The sequence below is a fragment of the Halomonas sp. V046 genome (assembly GCF_052645355.1).
On sequence record NZ_JBQXYF010000011.1, the window covers coordinates 123,229 to 139,975 of the forward strand.

The 16,747-nt window shown below is 63.5% G+C and carries 16 protein-coding genes and 1 pseudogene; 13 read left to right on the forward strand and 4 right to left on the reverse strand.

The annotated features are described in order from the left end of the window. The first annotated feature begins 9 nt into the window (after positions 1 to 9). Entirely contained in the window at positions 10 to 1,626 is a 1,617-nt protein-coding gene (locus ACUN9Y_RS15860) for an ABC transporter permease (RefSeq protein WP_445461772.1), read from the forward strand. A 108-nt stretch (positions 1,627 to 1,734) separates the two neighbouring features. Here ACUN9Y_RS15860 and ACUN9Y_RS15865 read toward each other — a convergent pair whose 3' ends face one another. After that, a complete protein-coding gene (locus ACUN9Y_RS15865; RefSeq protein ID WP_445461773.1) occupies positions 1,735 to 2,214 on the reverse strand; it encodes a TOBE domain-containing protein in 480 nt (159 codons plus the stop codon). An 89-nt stretch (positions 2,215 to 2,303) separates the two neighbouring features. After that, positions 2,304 to 2,868 (reverse strand): annotated as a pseudogene (locus ACUN9Y_RS15870) (ABC transporter ATP-binding protein); the annotation flags it as partial. A gap of 211 nt (positions 2,869 to 3,079) precedes the next feature. On the opposite strand from ACUN9Y_RS15870, the gene ACUN9Y_RS15875 reads away from it, so the two are divergent. Then, positions 3,080 to 4,099 (forward strand): Fe(3+) ABC transporter substrate-binding protein, encoded by a 1,020-nt coding sequence (locus ACUN9Y_RS15875; protein ID WP_445461698.1) that lies wholly within the window; start codon positions 3,080 to 3,082, stop codon positions 4,097 to 4,099. Between the two features lie 242 nt (positions 4,100 to 4,341). Here ACUN9Y_RS15875 and ACUN9Y_RS15880 read toward each other — a convergent pair whose 3' ends face one another. Continuing rightward, the gene (locus ACUN9Y_RS15880; protein ID WP_445461699.1) at positions 4,342 to 4,875 is read right to left on the reverse strand and encodes a hypothetical protein; all 534 of its coding nucleotides are present in this window, start codon (positions 4,873 to 4,875) and stop codon (positions 4,342 to 4,344) included. A gap of 111 nt (positions 4,876 to 4,986) precedes the next feature. Beyond that, positions 4,987 to 5,934: a LysR family transcriptional regulator gene (locus ACUN9Y_RS15885; RefSeq protein WP_445461700.1), complete on the reverse strand. Its 948-nt coding sequence runs from the start codon at positions 5,932 to 5,934 to the stop codon at positions 4,987 to 4,989. Between the two features lie 190 nt (positions 5,935 to 6,124). On the opposite strand from ACUN9Y_RS15885, the gene ACUN9Y_RS15890 reads away from it, so the two are divergent. The 11 genes from ACUN9Y_RS15890 to ACUN9Y_RS15940 all read left to right on the forward strand — a co-directional run bounded on the left by ACUN9Y_RS15890 (position 6,125) and on the right by ACUN9Y_RS15940 (position 16,672). Then, positions 6,125 to 7,528 (forward strand): uracil-xanthine permease family protein, encoded by a 1,404-nt coding sequence (locus ACUN9Y_RS15890; RefSeq protein WP_445461701.1) that lies wholly within the window; start codon positions 6,125 to 6,127, stop codon positions 7,526 to 7,528. Next, positions 7,525 to 8,994, forward strand: a complete 1,470-nt coding sequence (locus ACUN9Y_RS15895; protein WP_445461702.1) for an amidohydrolase family protein — start codon at positions 7,525 to 7,527, stop codon at positions 8,992 to 8,994. Before ACUN9Y_RS15890 ends, ACUN9Y_RS15895 begins: the two co-directional genes overlap by 4 nt. After that, a complete protein-coding gene (locus ACUN9Y_RS15900) occupies positions 8,991 to 9,704 on the forward strand; it encodes a sulfite exporter TauE/SafE family protein (RefSeq protein WP_445461703.1) in 714 nt (237 codons plus the stop codon). Before ACUN9Y_RS15895 ends, ACUN9Y_RS15900 begins: the two co-directional genes overlap by 4 nt. A gap of 129 nt (positions 9,705 to 9,833) precedes the next feature. Beyond that, on the forward strand, positions 9,834 to 10,874 hold the full coding sequence (locus ACUN9Y_RS15905) for a sodium:calcium antiporter (protein ID WP_445461704.1): 1,041 nt from the start codon (positions 9,834 to 9,836) through the stop codon (positions 10,872 to 10,874). A 673-nt stretch (positions 10,875 to 11,547) separates the two neighbouring features. Then, complete coding sequence (locus ACUN9Y_RS15910; protein WP_445461705.1) at positions 11,548 to 12,030, forward strand: DUF2170 family protein; 483 nt, start codon at positions 11,548 to 11,550, stop codon at positions 12,028 to 12,030. Between the two features lie 13 nt (positions 12,031 to 12,043). Beyond that, on the forward strand, positions 12,044 to 12,727 hold the full coding sequence (locus tag ACUN9Y_RS15915; RefSeq protein ID WP_445461706.1) for a PspA/IM30 family protein: 684 nt from the start codon (positions 12,044 to 12,046) through the stop codon (positions 12,725 to 12,727). A gap of 8 nt (positions 12,728 to 12,735) precedes the next feature. Next, positions 12,736 to 13,782, forward strand: a complete 1,047-nt coding sequence (locus ACUN9Y_RS15920; protein WP_445461707.1) for a potassium channel family protein — start codon at positions 12,736 to 12,738, stop codon at positions 13,780 to 13,782. Further along, entirely contained in the window at positions 13,775 to 14,428 is a 654-nt protein-coding gene (locus tag ACUN9Y_RS15925; RefSeq protein ID WP_445461708.1) for a YjfK family protein, read from the forward strand. The genes ACUN9Y_RS15920 and ACUN9Y_RS15925 overlap by 8 nt, the downstream gene beginning before the upstream one ends. Before the next feature lie 24 nt (positions 14,429 to 14,452). Continuing rightward, entirely contained in the window at positions 14,453 to 14,863 is a 411-nt protein-coding gene (locus ACUN9Y_RS15930; RefSeq protein WP_445461709.1) for a DUF350 domain-containing protein, read from the forward strand. Between the two features lie 9 nt (positions 14,864 to 14,872). Then, positions 14,873 to 15,502 carry a DUF1190 domain-containing protein gene (locus ACUN9Y_RS15935; protein ID WP_445461710.1) on the forward strand — a complete coding sequence of 210 codons (630 nt, stop codon included), beginning with the start codon at positions 14,873 to 14,875 and terminating at the stop codon, positions 15,500 to 15,502. A gap of 3 nt (positions 15,503 to 15,505) precedes the next feature. Beyond that, positions 15,506 to 16,672, forward strand: a complete 1,167-nt coding sequence (locus tag ACUN9Y_RS15940) for a glutathionylspermidine synthase family protein (RefSeq protein ID WP_445461711.1) — start codon at positions 15,506 to 15,508, stop codon at positions 16,670 to 16,672. Positions 16,673 to 16,747 lie beyond the last annotated feature (75 nt).

Consider the following 16,747-nt stretch of genomic DNA (forward strand, 5'->3'; position numbering starts at 1 on the left):
TGGGGGTGGATGACGCTGGTCGTCGCCGCCGTGGTGGCGCTGCCGGTGCTGGTCATTCTCGGCCATATCGTCATGCCCGCGGGCGAGGTCTGGCGCCATCTGGCCGATACCGTGCTCAGCCGCTACCTGCTCAACACCCTGTTTCTGACCCTCGCGGTGGGCATAGGCACCTTCCTCATCGGCACGGGCACGGCTTGGCTCGTGGTGATGTGCCGCTTCCCCGGCAAGCGCCTGTTCGAGTGGGCCATGCTGCTGCCCCTGGCCGTGCCGACCTATGTGATCGCCTACGCCTACACCGATTTTCTGCAGTACTCGGGCCCGGTGCAGGATGCCCTGCGCGCGACCTTCGGCTGGTCCCGAGGGGACTACTGGTTTCCCGATATCCGTTCGCTGCCGGGCGCCGCCACGCTAATTACTCTGGTGCTCTACCCCTACGTCTACCTGCTCGCCCGGGCGGCCTTCCTGGAGCAATCGGTGTGCATGCTGGATGTGGGACGCACCCTTGGCCGAGGGCCCTGGCAGATGTTCGCGCAGGTCGCGGTGCCCCTGGCACGACCGGCCATCGTCGGCGGCGTGTCGCTGGCACTGATGGAAACGCTCAACGAGTTCGGTGCCGTGCAGTACTTCGGCGTGGATACCTTCACCACGGGCATCTACCGCACCTGGTTCGGCCTCGGCGAGCAGGTCGCCGCGGCCCAGTTGGCAGCCTGCCTGCTGACGTTCGTCATCGTCTTCGTGCTGCTGGAACGCTGGTCCCGGGGCAAGAGGCGCTTTCATCACACCTCCAACCGCTACCAGCAACTGCCCGAATATCGGCTCTCCGGTGCCCGCGGGCTGGGCGCGACGTTGGCCTGTGCGGTGCCGATCATGATCGGCTTCGTGCTGCCCTGCCTGCTGCTCGGCCGCATGGCCATCAGGAAGGGGGACAGCGTGCTGGGCGGCGCCTTTCTCGAATATGCCGGCAATAGCCTGACCCTGGCGCTGATCTCGGCGCTCGTCGCCGTGAGCCTTGCCGTGGTGTTGAGCTACGGGGCTCGCCTGACTCCCGGCGGCATCACCCGCACCGCGACACGCATCGCCTCGCTCGGCTATGCCATCCCCGGATCGGTGGTAGCGGTGGGGATTCTGATTCCCTTCGCCTGGGTCGACGACCACATCAACCAGCTGTACAAGGCCGCGACCGGCGAGGTGATCGGACTGATCCTGAGTGGCTCGGCGTTCATCCTGGTGTACGCCTACGTGGTGCGCTTTCTGGCGGTTTCGTTCAATGCGGTCGAGGCCAGTCTCGGCAAGGTCACGCCGTCCATGGACGCCGCGGCGCGCACCCTCGGTGAAACCGCCACCGGCACCCTGCGCAAGGTCCACACACCGATCATGCGTGGCAGCCTCCTGGCCGCCGGCATCCTGGTCTTCGTCGATGTGATGAAGGAGCTACCGGCGACCATCATCCTGCGCCCATTCAACTTCGATACCCTGGCGGTGCGCGCCCACAACCTGGCCGCCGACGAACGCCTGGCCGAGGCCTCGACCTCGTCACTGGCGATCGTCGCCGTAGGAATTGTTCCGGTGGTACTGCTGAGTCTGGCGATGCGCCGCTCACGCCCCGGGCACAAGACCGGCGCCTGAGTCGACGGGGCGCGGGACGCCGACGTGAAAAACGCGGCGATAGGCCATCGCCGCGACATTGACACCCGGCGACAGGGCGTTTTTGCTACCGACCGAGGAGACGCCCGCTTACAACAGCTCTCCGGCGTCATCGTCGGCAGCGAAGACGAAGGCCTGACTGGGGTCGAGACTGACCTGCACCGCCTGTCCTTCCTGGGGCAGGAAGACGCCCGGCACACGGGCGTGCATGTGGGCCTCCTGGCCCTCGACGCCATGCACGCACAGGTGCAGCAGACTGGTACGCCCGAGCAGGCGCGCCATCAGCACGTGACTGTGGTGTTCGTGGCTCGCGGGCGCCTCGATCTCGACCACCCGGAGCGCCTCGGGACGCACCAGCACCTGAGCGCGACTGCCCTCGTCGAGTTGCGTCCCCACCGGCCCTACCGCGGTATGCACGTAGCCACCGCGGACCTCCCCCTCGAGGCGATTGACCTCGCCGAAGAAGGTCACCACGAAGGGGTCCTGGGGGGCGCAATAGAGCTGTTGAGGGGTACCAGTCTGAACGATTCGACCGCCACGCATCAGCACGATGCGATCGGCCATGAACATCGCCTCTTCCGGGTCATGGGTCACCAGCAGGGTGCCGGCGCCAACCTTCTTCAACACATGCAGAGTATCGTCGCGGATGCGATCACGCAGCCGCGCATCGAGGCTTGAATAGGGCTCATCCAGCAACATCAGCTGCGGCGACGGCGCCAGGGCGCGGGCCAGCGCCACGCGCTGCTGCTGACCGCCGGACAAGGTATGCGGAAAAGCCGCGGCGTAATCGGCCATGCCCAACTGCTCGAGCAGCGCCACGGCGCGTTCACGGCGTTGACGCCCCGGCATTCCCTTGAGCCCGAACGTCACGTTATCGAGCACGCTCAGGTGCGGAAACAGCGCCGAATCCTGAAAGGCGAGGCCAACGCTACGCTTCTCCGGCGGCACATGGGGCCTGCCGGTCGCCGCCAGCAGCTCCCCCCCAAAGCGCAGTTCGCCCTGCTGCAACGCTTCGAGGCCGGCGACGATACGTAACAGCGTGGTCTTGCCGCAGCCCGAGGGGCCCAGTAGGCAGACGACTTCGCCAGGGCGCATGTCGAAGGCGACGTCCTGTACCGCCGCTCGACCATCGTAGCGATGGCTGATGCCGGTCAGCTCAAGCAGCGGCGAGACGCTGTCGGCACGGGGCTCGGATAACGCGGCAGTGGCAGAGTGTGATGGCATGGGGCGTATCGCGTGTCGTTGGCAGAGAAGAAAGGCTGCCTCATGGTAACGCGAATCTCTTCACCCAGCGCGCCCCTGGACGAGAATTTGTCCTCGCCCGCGCCCTCGAAGGGGGTAGAGGCGTTGACGCGGATGTGGACAGGGAGTTCAATACGAATACAAAATGACACGTATTATCATTTCGCCACTCACCCCGCACCCGAGGTCTTTCATGCACACCACTTCTCGACTCGCCCTTGCCATCGCCCTGGCCGGAAGCGCCGGGCTCGCCTATGCCGACGGCAGCGTAAACATCTACTCTGCCCGTCACTACGACTCCGACCAGGCGCTTTATGATGCCTTCAGCGAAGAAACCGGCATCGAGGTCAATGTGCTGCAAGGCGATTCCGACCAGCTGATCGAGCGCATCAAGCGCGAAGGCGAGGCCAGCCCCGCCGACATCATGATCACGGTGGACGCCGGTCGCCTGTGGCGCGCCGAGCAGGAAGGCATCTTCGACACCGTCGACTCCGACGTGCTCAACGAGCGCCTGCCGGCCAACATGCACCATCCGGAAGGCAAGTGGTTCGGCTTCAGCCAGCGCGTGCGGACGATCTTCTACAACCCCGAGACCATCGATCCCGAGCAGGTCGACACCTACGAGAAGCTCGCCGACCCGAGCCTCAAGGGCAAGGTCTGCATCCGCTCCTCCAACAACATCTACAACCAGTCGCTGCTGGCCTCGATGATCGAGCACCACGGCGAGGAAGGCGCCGAGCAGTGGGCCCAGGGCGTGGTCGACAACATGGCCCGTGACCCCGAGGGCGGCGACCGCGACCAGATCAAGGGGGTGGCCAGCGGTGAGTGTGACGTGGCCGTGGGCAACCACTACTACTACGTGCGCCTGCTGACCTCCGAGGATGATGCCGAGCGCGAGGCCGCCGAGAAGGTCCAGATCCTGTTCCCCAACCAGGACGACCGCGGCGCCCACGTCAACGTTGGCGGCGCGGGCCTGGTCAAGGGCGCGCCGAACCACGACAACGCCGTGAAGTTCCTCGAATTCATGGCATCCGACGAGGCCCAGGAGCTGTTCGCCATGGGTAACCACGAGTTCCCCGCCGTCGAGAGCGTCGGCGTCGACGATGTGCTGGCCTCGTGGGGCGACTTCAAGAAAGACGCGGTCAACGTCAATGTGCTGGGCGAAAACAACCCCGAAGCGGTGCGCATCTTCGATCGCGTCGGCTGGCGCTAAGCGCTCAGGCAACGCCTGACAGCGCCCGTAAAAAAACAGCTAGCCCGCGCCATTGGCGCGGGCTAGCTTGTTGCGCGGGGGCCTGGCCACGAACCTTCTGCATGAAGCAGCGAAACGAGCGTCGCACTAGCCCCCACTTCCATCGATCAGCCAGCGACAGACGGGGCGGCGTTCATCCATCGCGGCCTGCCTGGCCATTTCCTGTGCGCAGGTCTAGCCATCGCCTGACCTGCGCTTGGCCATCACCTGACCTGCGCTTGGCCATCGCTAGAAACGGGCTTGGCATCTTCGACGTTCTGGTACACCGACAGCGTGCCCATGCGACGTGCACGGTCGTTGAGGAAGGTTTCCAGAGTGACCACTGCCTCGGTGCCGGGGCGGCTGAACAGATAGCGGTCATCGGTGTCGCGGGTAGCTTCCCAGCCGGCGCCCAGGCACTGAGCCAAGGCCTCTCCGCCGACCACCAGGGCGCCGCGCGGATCGTCGCTGTCCATGCGCCCGAAACACACGTAGTGATCGGGACGCTGAGCCGAGGTGATCACGCAGGACTCCTCGAACGCCTGAACATCGGTCTCCCAACTGCGGGTCAGGCGCGTATCGTCGAAGCGCCCCTTGATGTCGGCGAACTCGTTGCCGGCACTCGCCACCGCCTGATTGAGCGCGCCGCAGTCGAACATTTCCTTGGCCGTCTGGGTGCCACCACTCGACGCACAGCCCGCCAGCGTCAACAGGCCAAGCGTGGCCCAGCCAAAACGCCCCATGAATCCCCGTGTCATATCCTTGCCTCCGGCTTGATGGCCGCCCTCGCGACCGTGATTCGTGTCCCTGCCCGACACCATAGCACTAGCCACGTCATCAGGGCATGTCTCGATCCGCCCCAATGGGCATCAGCGCTGGATACTGCTCTCCTCCAGCCGAGTGCTGCCATGTTCCTTGCCTAGCTCGTCCAGCGCCTCGCTCAACATCTCGCAGAACACCGCCAAGGCCAACGGCATGGCGCGATCTCGAGCGGCACACAGCACCAGGCGAGCATCGGTGACATGCTTGTCGCGCAGCGCCACGAATACCAGCTCCCCGTGCTGCAGCTCACGAGCGATATCCAGCGGATTGAGAAAGGCCACGCCAAGCCCCGCCCTGGCCAGGGATTTCAGGCTCAGCACACGGCTGCAGTCGGCCACCGGCGTCAGGTTCACCTGCCCATGGCCCAGGGCCTGCTCCAGGGTCGAGCCACGATACATGTCGCGGTCGGGCAGGATGGCGGGGAATTCGGCACAATCCTGGAGCCGTACCTGTGAGCGCAGAGCCAAGGGATGAGACGGGGCCACCACGGCGCCAAATTCCAGCGCCACGGCCTGGATTTCACGCAGCCTCGGGTGGACGGACGGGTTCATGCAGACGCCGAGATCGGCCTCGCCGGAGGCGGTAAGCTGCTGAATTTCTTCGGTGAGCCCCGTGACAAGATGAAAGCGAACCCGCGGATAGCGGTGGCGAAACTGGGCCATCACGGCGGGCAGAATCAGGTCGGTCAGCGACTCCACCGCAGCGATGCGGATGTCGACGCAGCCAAGGCCCCGGATGTCACTCAGGACTCCGAGTAGCTGACGCTCATCACGCTGCCACTGACGCACCTGATACAACAAGAGCTCCCCGGCAGACGACAGCCTCAACCCTCGGGGCAGCCGCTCGAACAACGGCACCCCCAGCTCGTCTTCCAGCTTGAGGACCTGCCGGTTGACCGCCGAGGCGGCGACGTGCAGGCGATCCGCCGCCTTGCGCAAGGAACCTTGACGCGCGACTTCCTCGAAGTAGCGCAAGGCGGTGGTTAACAGCGCCATCTTGATCCCCCGGTCAGCCTGAGACTCATGCAGCGAACCGTTGCCGTTTCGGCAACGGTTCAGACGAAAATCGATTATGGACCAGTACGGTTGGTCGACGCTAGCGTGGGTATCAGACACACCGCCCTGGCCCCGCCATCGTACCCGGGCCACCGCGCCCCCTGCCTACAACAATAAAGAGGATTCCAACATGCCTTCTGCCCTGGATTCACGGCACGACCATCCCGATCCCCCCGCTCCCGATACGCAGCGGGATCCCGTCGACGAACGCCTGCCCTTGAAGGCGATGCTGCTGTTCGGCCTGCAGCACGTACTGGTCATGGCGGCCGCGCCCATCACCGCGGTCTTCCTGGTCGGCCAGGCGCTCGGCTTCGGCACCGACGTGACGGTACCGCTGATGAGCGCGACCTTCCTGGCCTGCGGCATCGGTACGCTGCTGCAGTCCTTCGGGCCGTTCGGGTTCGGCGCGCGCTTGCCCTTCGTTCAGGTGCCGGGTGGCGCGCCCATCGTCATCTTCCTGGCCATCGCCCAAGCCACCGACATGCAGACGGCCACCGGCGCCGTCATCCTGACCGGACTGTTCTACTTCCTGGCCTTGCCTTTCTTCACCCGGGTGCTGCGCTTCTTTCCGCCGATTGTCATCGGCACCATGCTGCTGTTGGTCGCGGTCAACCTGGTCAAGATCTTCGGGGGCTTGATTGCCGGCAGGGCCGGCACGCCCGGCTACGCCGACCCCGCCGGCATTCTGCTGGCGATCACCACCATGGCTGCCATCGTGCTCTGCGCCCGGGTATTCAGCGGCGTCCTGCGTCGCATCTCGGTCATGATCGGCCTGGTCTGCGGCGCCCTGATCGCTACCGCACTCGGCTTCGTCGATTTCGATGGCGTCTTCACCGGCCCCATCGTTGCGCTGCCTCAGCTGTTTCCCTTCGGCCTGCCGAAGTTTGACGTGATCGCCTCGCTGCCACTGATCATCTTCAGCGTGGTGTCGATGACCGAGGCCACCGGCCAGACCATGGCCACCGCCGAGATCGTCGGCAAGCGCGGCGACCCTCGCGCGCTGGTGCCGCGCAACATTCGCGCCGACGCCCTGGGTTCACTGTTCGGCGGCTGCCTCGGCACCTCGCTGATCATCACCAGCGGCGAGAACATCGGCATCGTGCGCGCCACCGGCGTTCGCTCGCGCTACGTGACGGTTGCCGCCGGTGCGCTGCTGATCCTCATCGCGCTCTTCGCCCCCCTCGGACGCCTGGCCGCCACCCTCCCCACCGCGGTCGTTGCCGGCACCGCGGTGATCGTGTTCGCCATCATCGGCGTCATGGGCATCAATATCCTGCGCAAGGTCGATCTCAACGAACACGGCAACCTCTATGTCCTCGCCTCGGCCCTGGCGATGGGGTTGTTGCCCATCGTGGTGCCCGGCTTCTACTCCGAGTTTCCCACACACCTTCAGATCATCCTCGGCAATGGACTGGCCATGGGCACCCTGACCGCGGTGATCGTCAACCTGCTGTTTCACCACCTCAGCAATGGCGCATCCGCCAAACGCGAAAGCCCCGTCACCGCAGCCACCGACCAGGAGCCCAAAGCATGACCCCTGACTCCCCAACGCGCCGGCCCTCGGACGCCGGCGGCCACCCCGGCGCGACCCCGAGCGCCGCGCTGTTCGACGCCGAGGAACTCCTGCTGCTGCCTGACGAAGTGCTGCTCGACGGCCGCTGCGTCACGCAGATGGGGGTCCACGTCAAGCACGGGCGCTTCGCAGCCATCGCTCCCCGCGATGAGCTCTGCACCCGGCTCGCGCACTTGTCCCCCATCGCCCTGCCCAACCGCCTGCTGATGCCAGGCTTCATCGACAGCCACCACCACCTGACCCAGTCGCTCGGCAAGTCGCTGGTGTTCGGCGAGCCTTCCGAGATCTTCCGGCGCATCTGGGTGCCCTTGGAAGCCAGCCTGGAGGAGCGACTGCTATACCTGTCATCGAAGCTCGCGGCCCTCGAGGCGCTGCGCGGAGGGTTCACCAGCGTGGTCGATGCCGGCACCCGTTCGGCCAGTGAAATCGCCAGCGTCGCCCAGGCCGCCGAAGACACCGGCCTTCGGTGCGTGCTTGGCATGATCTGCAATGACCAGGGCGGCAGTGCCACGCCATCCGAGCGCCATGCCATCATCGCCCGGGCCGAGGAACACCTGTCCCGCTGGCCCGGCGGCGGCCTCATCCACCCGTCCCTCGCGATCTCGATTCCCGAGGCGGCGAGCGACCCCATGCTGCGCCACGTTTCTCGGCTATGCGCGGAGCATGGCGCCGTCTTCCAGAGCCACGTCAACGAGCATCTGCAGGCGGTGGAGCGCTCACTGGTGGCGCGTGGACAGCGCCCACTCGAGCATTTGCACGCGGTGGGCGCCCTGGGACCGCAGACGCTGATCGCCCACGCCACCCTGGTGACCCCGGACGAGTTGAACCTGCTGCGCGATAGCGATACCGCGGTGGCGTTCAATCCCGTCGCCAGCAGCTGGAAGGGCAATGCCGTGGCGCCAGCGCTGCAGATGGCCGCACTCGGCATTCGCTTCGGCCTTGGAACCGATGGCACCCGCAGCGACGGTTTCCGCCTGATGGACGCGGCGGAAACCAGCCAACGCCTGGCCTTTGGCCTGGCCTGCGGCGATAGCTCCTGTGGCGGCGGCTGGCGCTGGCTCGAGCACGCCACCGGGGCCTGTGCCGAGGCCACCGGATTGGCACAGACGACCGGCCGGATAGCTGAAGGACTGGCGGCCGATTTTCTGCTGATCGATCTCGATGTTCCCGAAATGACCCCATCCTGGGACCGCCCCTGGGAACTGGTGCGCTACGCCAACCGCGATCAGATCGAGGCCGTGTTCAGCAACGGACGCTTGCGGCTATGGCAGGGTTGGCCGCTGGACTGGGACGCCAGGGCGCTGCTGGCGGAGGTCCGTGAAACCGCCCGCGCCGCCATCGACAACGCACCGATCCAGCGCATCCACCCACGCTCCTTCGAGCACCGCGACCGCCACCTTCCGCGCAGCCCAGGGGAGGCCTCGTGAGCGACCCGCTTCTACTCGCCATACTGGCCCTGACCACCGGCATTGCCGCCTTCGTCCAAGGCGCCATCGGCATCGGCTTCGCCTTGATCGTGGCACCGGTCATGGGATTTCTCGCCCCTGGCTTGCTGCCGGTCACCGTCCTGGTGCTGATGTTGCCCCTCAATCTGCTGGTGGCGCTGCGCGAGCGCGATGCCATCGACTGGCGAGGGACCGCCTGGATCAGCGCAGGACGCCTGCCCGGCACCCTGCTAGGCCTCGGGGTGTTACTGGTGCTCTCCGCCTCCGGGCTCAATCAACTGATCGGTGCGTCGACGGTACTCGCGGTGCTGGTGGCGTTATTCGCGCCGGTGTTCCGCCCTGGACGCAGCGCTTGCCTGTCGGTGGGCATGATCACCGGGATCACCGAGACGGCGACCGGTGTCGGCGGGCCTCCCCTCGCCCTGCTGTATCAACACCGGCCAGGCCCGGAGCTACGCTCGACCATCGCCTGCTGCTTTCTGGTCGGCGAAGTCCTGTCTCTGGCGATTCTGGCGCTGGCGGGCAAGGTCCATGCCGAACAGCTCAAGTGGGCGATGATGCTGTTGCCACCGCTGCTGATCGGCACGATTGCCAGCCGCGTCATTCACCAGCGCATCGATGCCAAGCGCCTGCGCCAAGGGGTGCTGCTGTTCGCCATGCTCTCGGGGCTGGTGCTGATGCTGCCGTTGTGACGCCCTGCCGGTAGCGCTCAGGCAAGGCATAGGCTCGGGTTGCAGGGGTTCGGGTTGCATGGGTTTCGCGGAACGCTAAGCTGGTAAGGCTCATCTTGCCTACCTCTTTGTACCGACCCAGGACACACCATGCCCGACCTGCTGCTGTGGACCATCGTCGCCCTCGTCGCCACCGCCGTGATCTGGCGAGGCAGCGGCTGGCTGGAAAGCTCGAGCCAGCGACTATCGGCCTACTACCGGCTGCCGGAGATCGTTCAGGGCGCCATCGTGGTGGCGGTGGGCTCGAGCTTTCCCGAACTTTCCACCACGGTGATCTCGACCCTGGTTCATGGTGAGTTCGAACTCGGCGTGGCGGCCATCGTCGGTTCCGCGCTGTTCAATATTCTCGTGATTCCCGCACTCAGCGGCCTGGCATCGAAGTCGCCCCTCGAGGCCAACCGCGACCTGGTCTACAAGGAAGCCCAGTTCTACATGATCGCGGTGGCGGTGTTGACGCTGACCTTCGCCTTCGCCGCCATCTACTATCCCGTCGAAAGCGACGGCGGCGCCATCCAGGGGGAAATGACCCGCTGGCTGGCGTTGATGCCGATCGCGCTCTACGGCCTCTACCTGTTCGTCCAGTACCAGGACACCCTCGACCACGAGTCCGACGAGGATATCAGCGACATTCGCCCGGCCCGCGAATGGGGCATGCTCGGGCTGTCGCTCATCGTCATCGTCATCGGCGTCGAAGGGCTGGTTCGGGCGGCACTGAACTTCGGCGAGATCTTCGGCACGCCGAGCTTCCTGTGGGGCATCACCGTGGTAGCCGCCGGCACCTCGATCCCCGACGCCTTCGTCTCGGTGCGTGCCGCCCGTGCCAACCGTGGCGTGACCAGCATCGCCAACGTGCTGGGCAGCAACACCTTCGACCTGCTGGTGTGCATCCCCGCCGGGGTGCTGATCGCCGGCACCGCGATGATCAACTTCTCGGTGGCCGCCCCCATGATGGCGGTGCTGACCTTCGCCACCGTGCTGCTGTTTCTGATGATGCGGACCCACATGGTGCTGTCGCGCCAGGAGTCCGTCGTACTGCTGCTGGTCTACACCGCGTTCATCATCTGGATCAGCCTGGAGACCTTTGGGGTCATCGATAGCGTGCCGCATCTGCCGCCCGCGGGCACAGATTAAGGCCCAGGCACAGACTAAGGCACAGACTAAGACACAGACCAAGGCCCAGGCTCTCGGGGTTACGTCGGCTGGCCCAACGGGCGGCCTTCGTCATCCCACGGACTCATCGCGGATGCCTTTTTGCCGGATGCTCGTGCCGCAAAAAGGGCGTCACGCTCGTTGAGGTCTCTTCGCCTTCCCCGCTCCGCCTGAACGTCCACCAGGACGGTCGTCTCGATGGCCTGGCCACCCCCAGTGCCTGGCCAACCCCCGCTCGCCCGACATCCTGGCGATTCTCTCCGCCAGACTATCCCCGTCGATCTACCCTCGCGCAATCTGCCCACGTCCTGGCCGGCCCTCCTGGTGTCTCCTCTCAGCCGCCCTAGCTGTCACGCCCTAGCTGTCACGCTCTTGCTGTCACGCTCTTGCTGTCACGGCCTTGCTGTCACGCTCTTGCTCGCGACGCTCTGGCTGGCCATGCGCTTGCCTCACCCGGCCTCGTTCGCGACACACCCACGTCGCCTCGGCGCCAGCAGGATCAATCCCCCACAGCGATATCGCATAGAACCCCATTGACACACGTCACGACCAAGACAGTGAAGCTCGATAATTATGCCAGGAAAAGCAGAAACAACCCGCCACCTGCACCACCATATTGACTTCAAAACCATGACAAACAAGCATTGAGAACGTCATGCAACCTTACCGACACCAACGTCGAACGTCGCTGCACAAAACAAGGCAGGAATCGAGGCCCAACACTCGCCCAATGGAAGGGAAACGCCCGATGGGAAACCAGCTCTGTAAAATCAAAGACCTGTTGATACAAAGGCCAGGATGGTCGATTCAGAAATGTGATGATTGTCTACGCATTACCAACGAGGACGGCATCGACGCCTATGTCGCGATCAGCGGCATTCAGATCCTCGTAGAGAGTCTTCTCTTTGCGAAAAATGACGTCAGGGATGCGACGATCATCAATGATGAAATCCTGAAGACTCACCAACTGTTTCCCTTGACCGCCATCGGCATTACGAAGATCGACAAGGAAGACTACTACATGGCATTCGGCGCACTATCCACAGGGTCAAGTGAGGACAGTATCCTGACCGAGGTCGAGAACCTGTTCACCAACGTTCCCGCCATCCTTCAAGCCTACGAAGATCACATCCACTGACTGGAGTCATCACATGAGCGTATGGAAAAAGCTGTTCAGTGCGGCCAAAGGGGGCGTAAACGATGTGGCCGAAGCGGCGGCCGATAGCCAGGCTCTGCGAATACTCGATCAGGAAATTCGTGAAGCCAAGGAAGAACTTCGTCGATCGAACCACGCGCTGACGCAGATCATCGCGAAGCGCAAGCTCGCCGAGCAGAAGACCCAGAGCCTGGAGCAGGCCGTGGCAGATTACGAAACCCATGCCCGCAGCGCCAGCCAGAAGGGAGACACCGATCTGGCACTCGAATGTGCTGCAAAGGTCACCGAACTCCGCGCTCAAGGCGATACCGAACGCCAGTTCGCCGCGACGTTCGCCCAGTCCGAAACCACGCTGCGCAACAACATCCGTCAAGCCAACGACAACCTCCGCCGCATGGAGCAGCAGGTCGACATCGTCAAGGCCACCGAGTCCGTGCACAAGGCACAGGCGTCGATTTCCTCCCGCCACCTCGGGGCCAACAGCAAGATGAAGACCGCCGCCGAGTCCCTCGGCAGGATCCAGCAGCGCCAACAACAGCACCAGGCAGAGATCGAAGCCGCCTCAGAGCTGGCCCTCGACGAGTCCGGCAGCAGCCTGGAGCACCGGCTCTCGGAGGCCGGCATCAAGGGAGGCAACAAGAATGCCGATGAGGAGCTCGCCCGGATCCTCGGCCAGTAATTCATTTTATGCTGATCATTCTCAAGCTTAAAAGAATCCTCCTGCGCCACTGCCTGCACGTCAAATGGCACAACCTAGTTCTCATCGCCCTAGGCTACCTGACGGTTTGCTGGCTACTGCTGAAACTGAGTGGCGAACAACAGATTCTGGAAGGCGAGACCTTCCTGTACTGGGTGGTGGTGACGGCATCGACGGTAGGCTATGGCGACTTCTCACCGACAACCGCCGCCGGAAAGTTGATCACCGCCGTCTTCGTCATTCCCTTCGGACTAGGCCTGTTTGGTCTAACGCTTGGACGACTCACCGCATACATTGCCTTCCAATGGAGAAAGGGTGTGAAAGGCTTACGATCGCTCGACTATGACAACCACATTGTCGTTATCGGTTGGAACGAAATTCGTACCCGCCAACTTCTCAACTTATTGGTTCGTGAGATCAGCGATCATACCGACAAGAAAGGTATCGTCCTGTGCGCACGACAGGAAATCGACAACCCGATGCCGGAATCCATCGGCTTCGTTCGGGTCTCTAGCTTCACCGACGATAACGACATGGCGAGGGCCGCTATCGGCAAGGCGGGCTGCGTCATTATCGACTGTCTTGATGATGACATCACCGCATCGGCGACACTGTACATCGCGACGAAGACCCCCACGGCCCATATCATCACCTACTTTTCAAACGAAAGCATGGGCCATCTACTCAAGAATCACTTTCCAAACATCGAACCGATGCCTGCCGTCATTACCGAGATGCTGGCCAAGTCTGCCATGGACCCCGGGTCCAGCGCCCTCCTCTATGAGCTCCTCAACGCCGATAAGGGAATGACGCAGTACTCCGCGCTGTATCGGGGGACATCCAGCATCACCGTAGCGCGCCTTTTTCTCGCGCTCAAAGAGCAGCATGACGCCACGCTGGTAGGCGTTTTCCGACCCGAGGACTCACAGATCTCCATCAATCCTGCGCTGGATTTTACGGTTACCCCGGGGACGACTCTGTACTACATATCGGATGAGAGAATCAAACACATCGAATGGGAGTCGTTACATGCTTAAGCGTCTCTTCGGTAGACGAAAGGAACCAGAGAATCACCCGGGCGCCAGCGCCCCGGAGATCCTGGGTCTTCATCTCGGTGGTACGTTCACCCTCGACACGCTGAAACTCCGCCTCCTCGACCCTCTTCTTGTCACTGAGGGTATCGCCGCCACTCAGATCATCCAGGCGGTGGGAGAGATCCGCCTGGACGATAGCAGTTCGATACTTCGCTTCTACACCGATGACGATGCCTTTCTTCAGGTTTTCATCGATGGCGGAAGAGCGGAAACCGACATCACCGATGTGAAACTCTGGCACTTCTACCAGACGCTTGGCATCGCCTCGGATACCGAGTGGGACCATACCCTACGCAATCAGATCAGCCAGCCTCACCTGACGCTGGAGGGCCACCGTTTCCACCGGACCTGGGAAAGTACCGGACAGAAGTCGCCACCGCTCGCCATGACCGAAAAGACATACAGCGGAGACGGAAACATCACAGAAACCGATCAGTTCGGCATGCTCTACGAAAGGGATCTCGGTGAGAGCCGTAGCGAATACCTGTTCTACATCGCCGAAGAGAGGCTCGTCGACGGCAACCTGGATCGCTGCGTCGTGACCAGCACCGGCATCGACATTTCTCCGGCCGACATTCAATTCACCTAATGATAACCCGCAAGGAATAGCACCATGGAAGGTTACGGAACTCTCTCAGGGCTGGCGAACTTCGCGCTGTACTTTTTCCTCTCCCTTGTCATGCTGATCGCCTTCAAATACGTCTACACCCTGATCACCCCTCACGACGAGTGGAAGCTGGTCAAGGCAGGCAACATCGCCGCTGCGGCGGGGCTTTCCGGCGCGGTCATCGGCTTCTCGCTAGCGCTAGCCGGCGCCGCCTCCAACTCGGTATCTCTGGTCGACTTCGTCATCTGGTCGCTGGTGGCACTCGCCGCTCAGTCGATCGCCTTCGGCCTCGTGCGCCTGTTGCTGATGCCGAAGATCGTTCAGCGCATCAATGACAACGAGATCGCTGCCGGGGTCATCCTCGGTGCCACCTCCATTGCGGTCGGCCTGCTGAACGCCGCCTGCATGTCGTATTGAGGGGGTATCATGAAACGGTCATCCTCCATCAACCTTGCGCGGATGCGTAAGGCCTGTTTCACGTTGAAGCCGGTGGCGCTGGGCATCGCCGTAGCGATCGCCGCAACCGGATGCAGCAGCGAGCGCAACGCCACGGTCTACCGAAGCAGTGAAGACTGCATCGATGACAACCCGTCGCTCGCCCAGGAGTGCGAAGCCGCCTACCAAGCAGCGCTGACCGAAGCCGCTCGCAGCGGGCCCAAGTACCAGTCGATGAACAGCTGCGAAGCCGAATTCGGGTCCGACCAGTGTGTCAGGATGCCGGCGCAGCGGGGGGCTGGAAGCTGGTTCCTGCCCGCCATGGGCGGTTTCCTGTTTGCCAAGGCGCTGGACAATCGCCGCTACGAGTCATCGGCGCTGTTTTCCTCGTACATACCGTCCTCCCCCTTCTACAACCGCTGGACTACCGCCGACGGCCGGCTCCAGGGAAGCCGCCGCTACGGCAATGTCGGCGTCGGCAGGACCGCCTTCGAGTCGAAGCCGGCGGTGACCCGAACCATTTCCCGTGGGGGATTCGGCTCCATCGTCTCGGCAAAGTCCAACCTCGGTGGGTCGAGAAGCGGCTCTCGCGGTGGGTCTCGCGGCGGCTGGGGGGGGTGAGTGATGCTGCGATTCGACTGTGCACAGCGACCGGACTGGCGTGACCGCGCCAGGGAGTTCGGCTTTCATTACCACACCATGCACGGACAGGCCTACTGGGATGAAACGGCGTACTACCAGCTAAGCCTGCGCCAGGTGGAGCGCGACCTCGAGGAGGCGACGGCCGAACTGCACCGAATGTGCCTGGCGGCGGTCGAGGAAGTCATCGCCAGCGAGGAGTGGCTCGAGAAGTTCCGCATTCCGCCGGCCCACTGGGGCTTGATCGCCGATTCCTGGCGCGCCGGCGACAGCAGCCTCTACTCGCGACTCGACCTCGCTTACCCTGGCAGCGGTCCGGCCAAGCTCTACGAGAACAACGCCGACACGCCCACCAGCCTGTACGAAACGGGCTTCTGGCAGTGGTTGTGGCTCGAGGACAAGGTCAACGCCGGGCAGATCCTGCGCTCGGCCGACCAGTTCAATTCGGTACAGGAGAAGCTCGTCCGGCGGTTCGCTGCCTTGCACGGGGCCCGTCGTGGCGAGATCCTGCACCTGGCCTGCTGCAAGGACAGCCCGGAGGACCGCGGCACGGTGCAGTACCTTGAGGACTGTGCCAACGAAGCGGGCATCCCGACCCACTTTGTGTTCATGGAAGACATCGGTCTCGGCGAGGGAGGCGCCTATACCGACCTGGAGGATCGGGTCATCACCTGGATGTTCAAGCTCTATCCGTGGGAATTCATGCTCAGGGAAGACTTCGGTCGTTACCTGGGTGCGACGCCACTGGCCTGGCTCGAGCCGCCCTGGAAGGCACTGCTGTCAAACAAGGCCTTGCTGCCGCTGCTATGGAAGCTGTTTCCCGATCACCCCAACCTGTTGCCGGCGTTCTTCGAGGAGGACCTGGCGTCGACCTCGCTGACACACTTCGTCAAGAAGCCGATCTTCGCCCGCGAAGGCGCCAATATCAGCATTCACAAGGATGGCGAGGTCGTCTGCGCGTCTTCCGGACCTTATGGGGAAGAGGGCTTCATCTACCAGGCTTACTGCCCGCTGCCTCGCTTCGGCGATAACCACACCCTGGTGGGATCGTGGCTGATCGACGACCAACCCGCCGGCATCTCGATTCGGGAGGACACCTCGGTCATCACCCAGGACCTGTCACGCTACGTGCCTCATGTCATCCTGGGATAAGAGTGTCGCGATGGCGGCGCCGCCATGCGGGCCCTGACGCGAGGATCACCGACAGGCGTAGGGCTCGCGGCGATT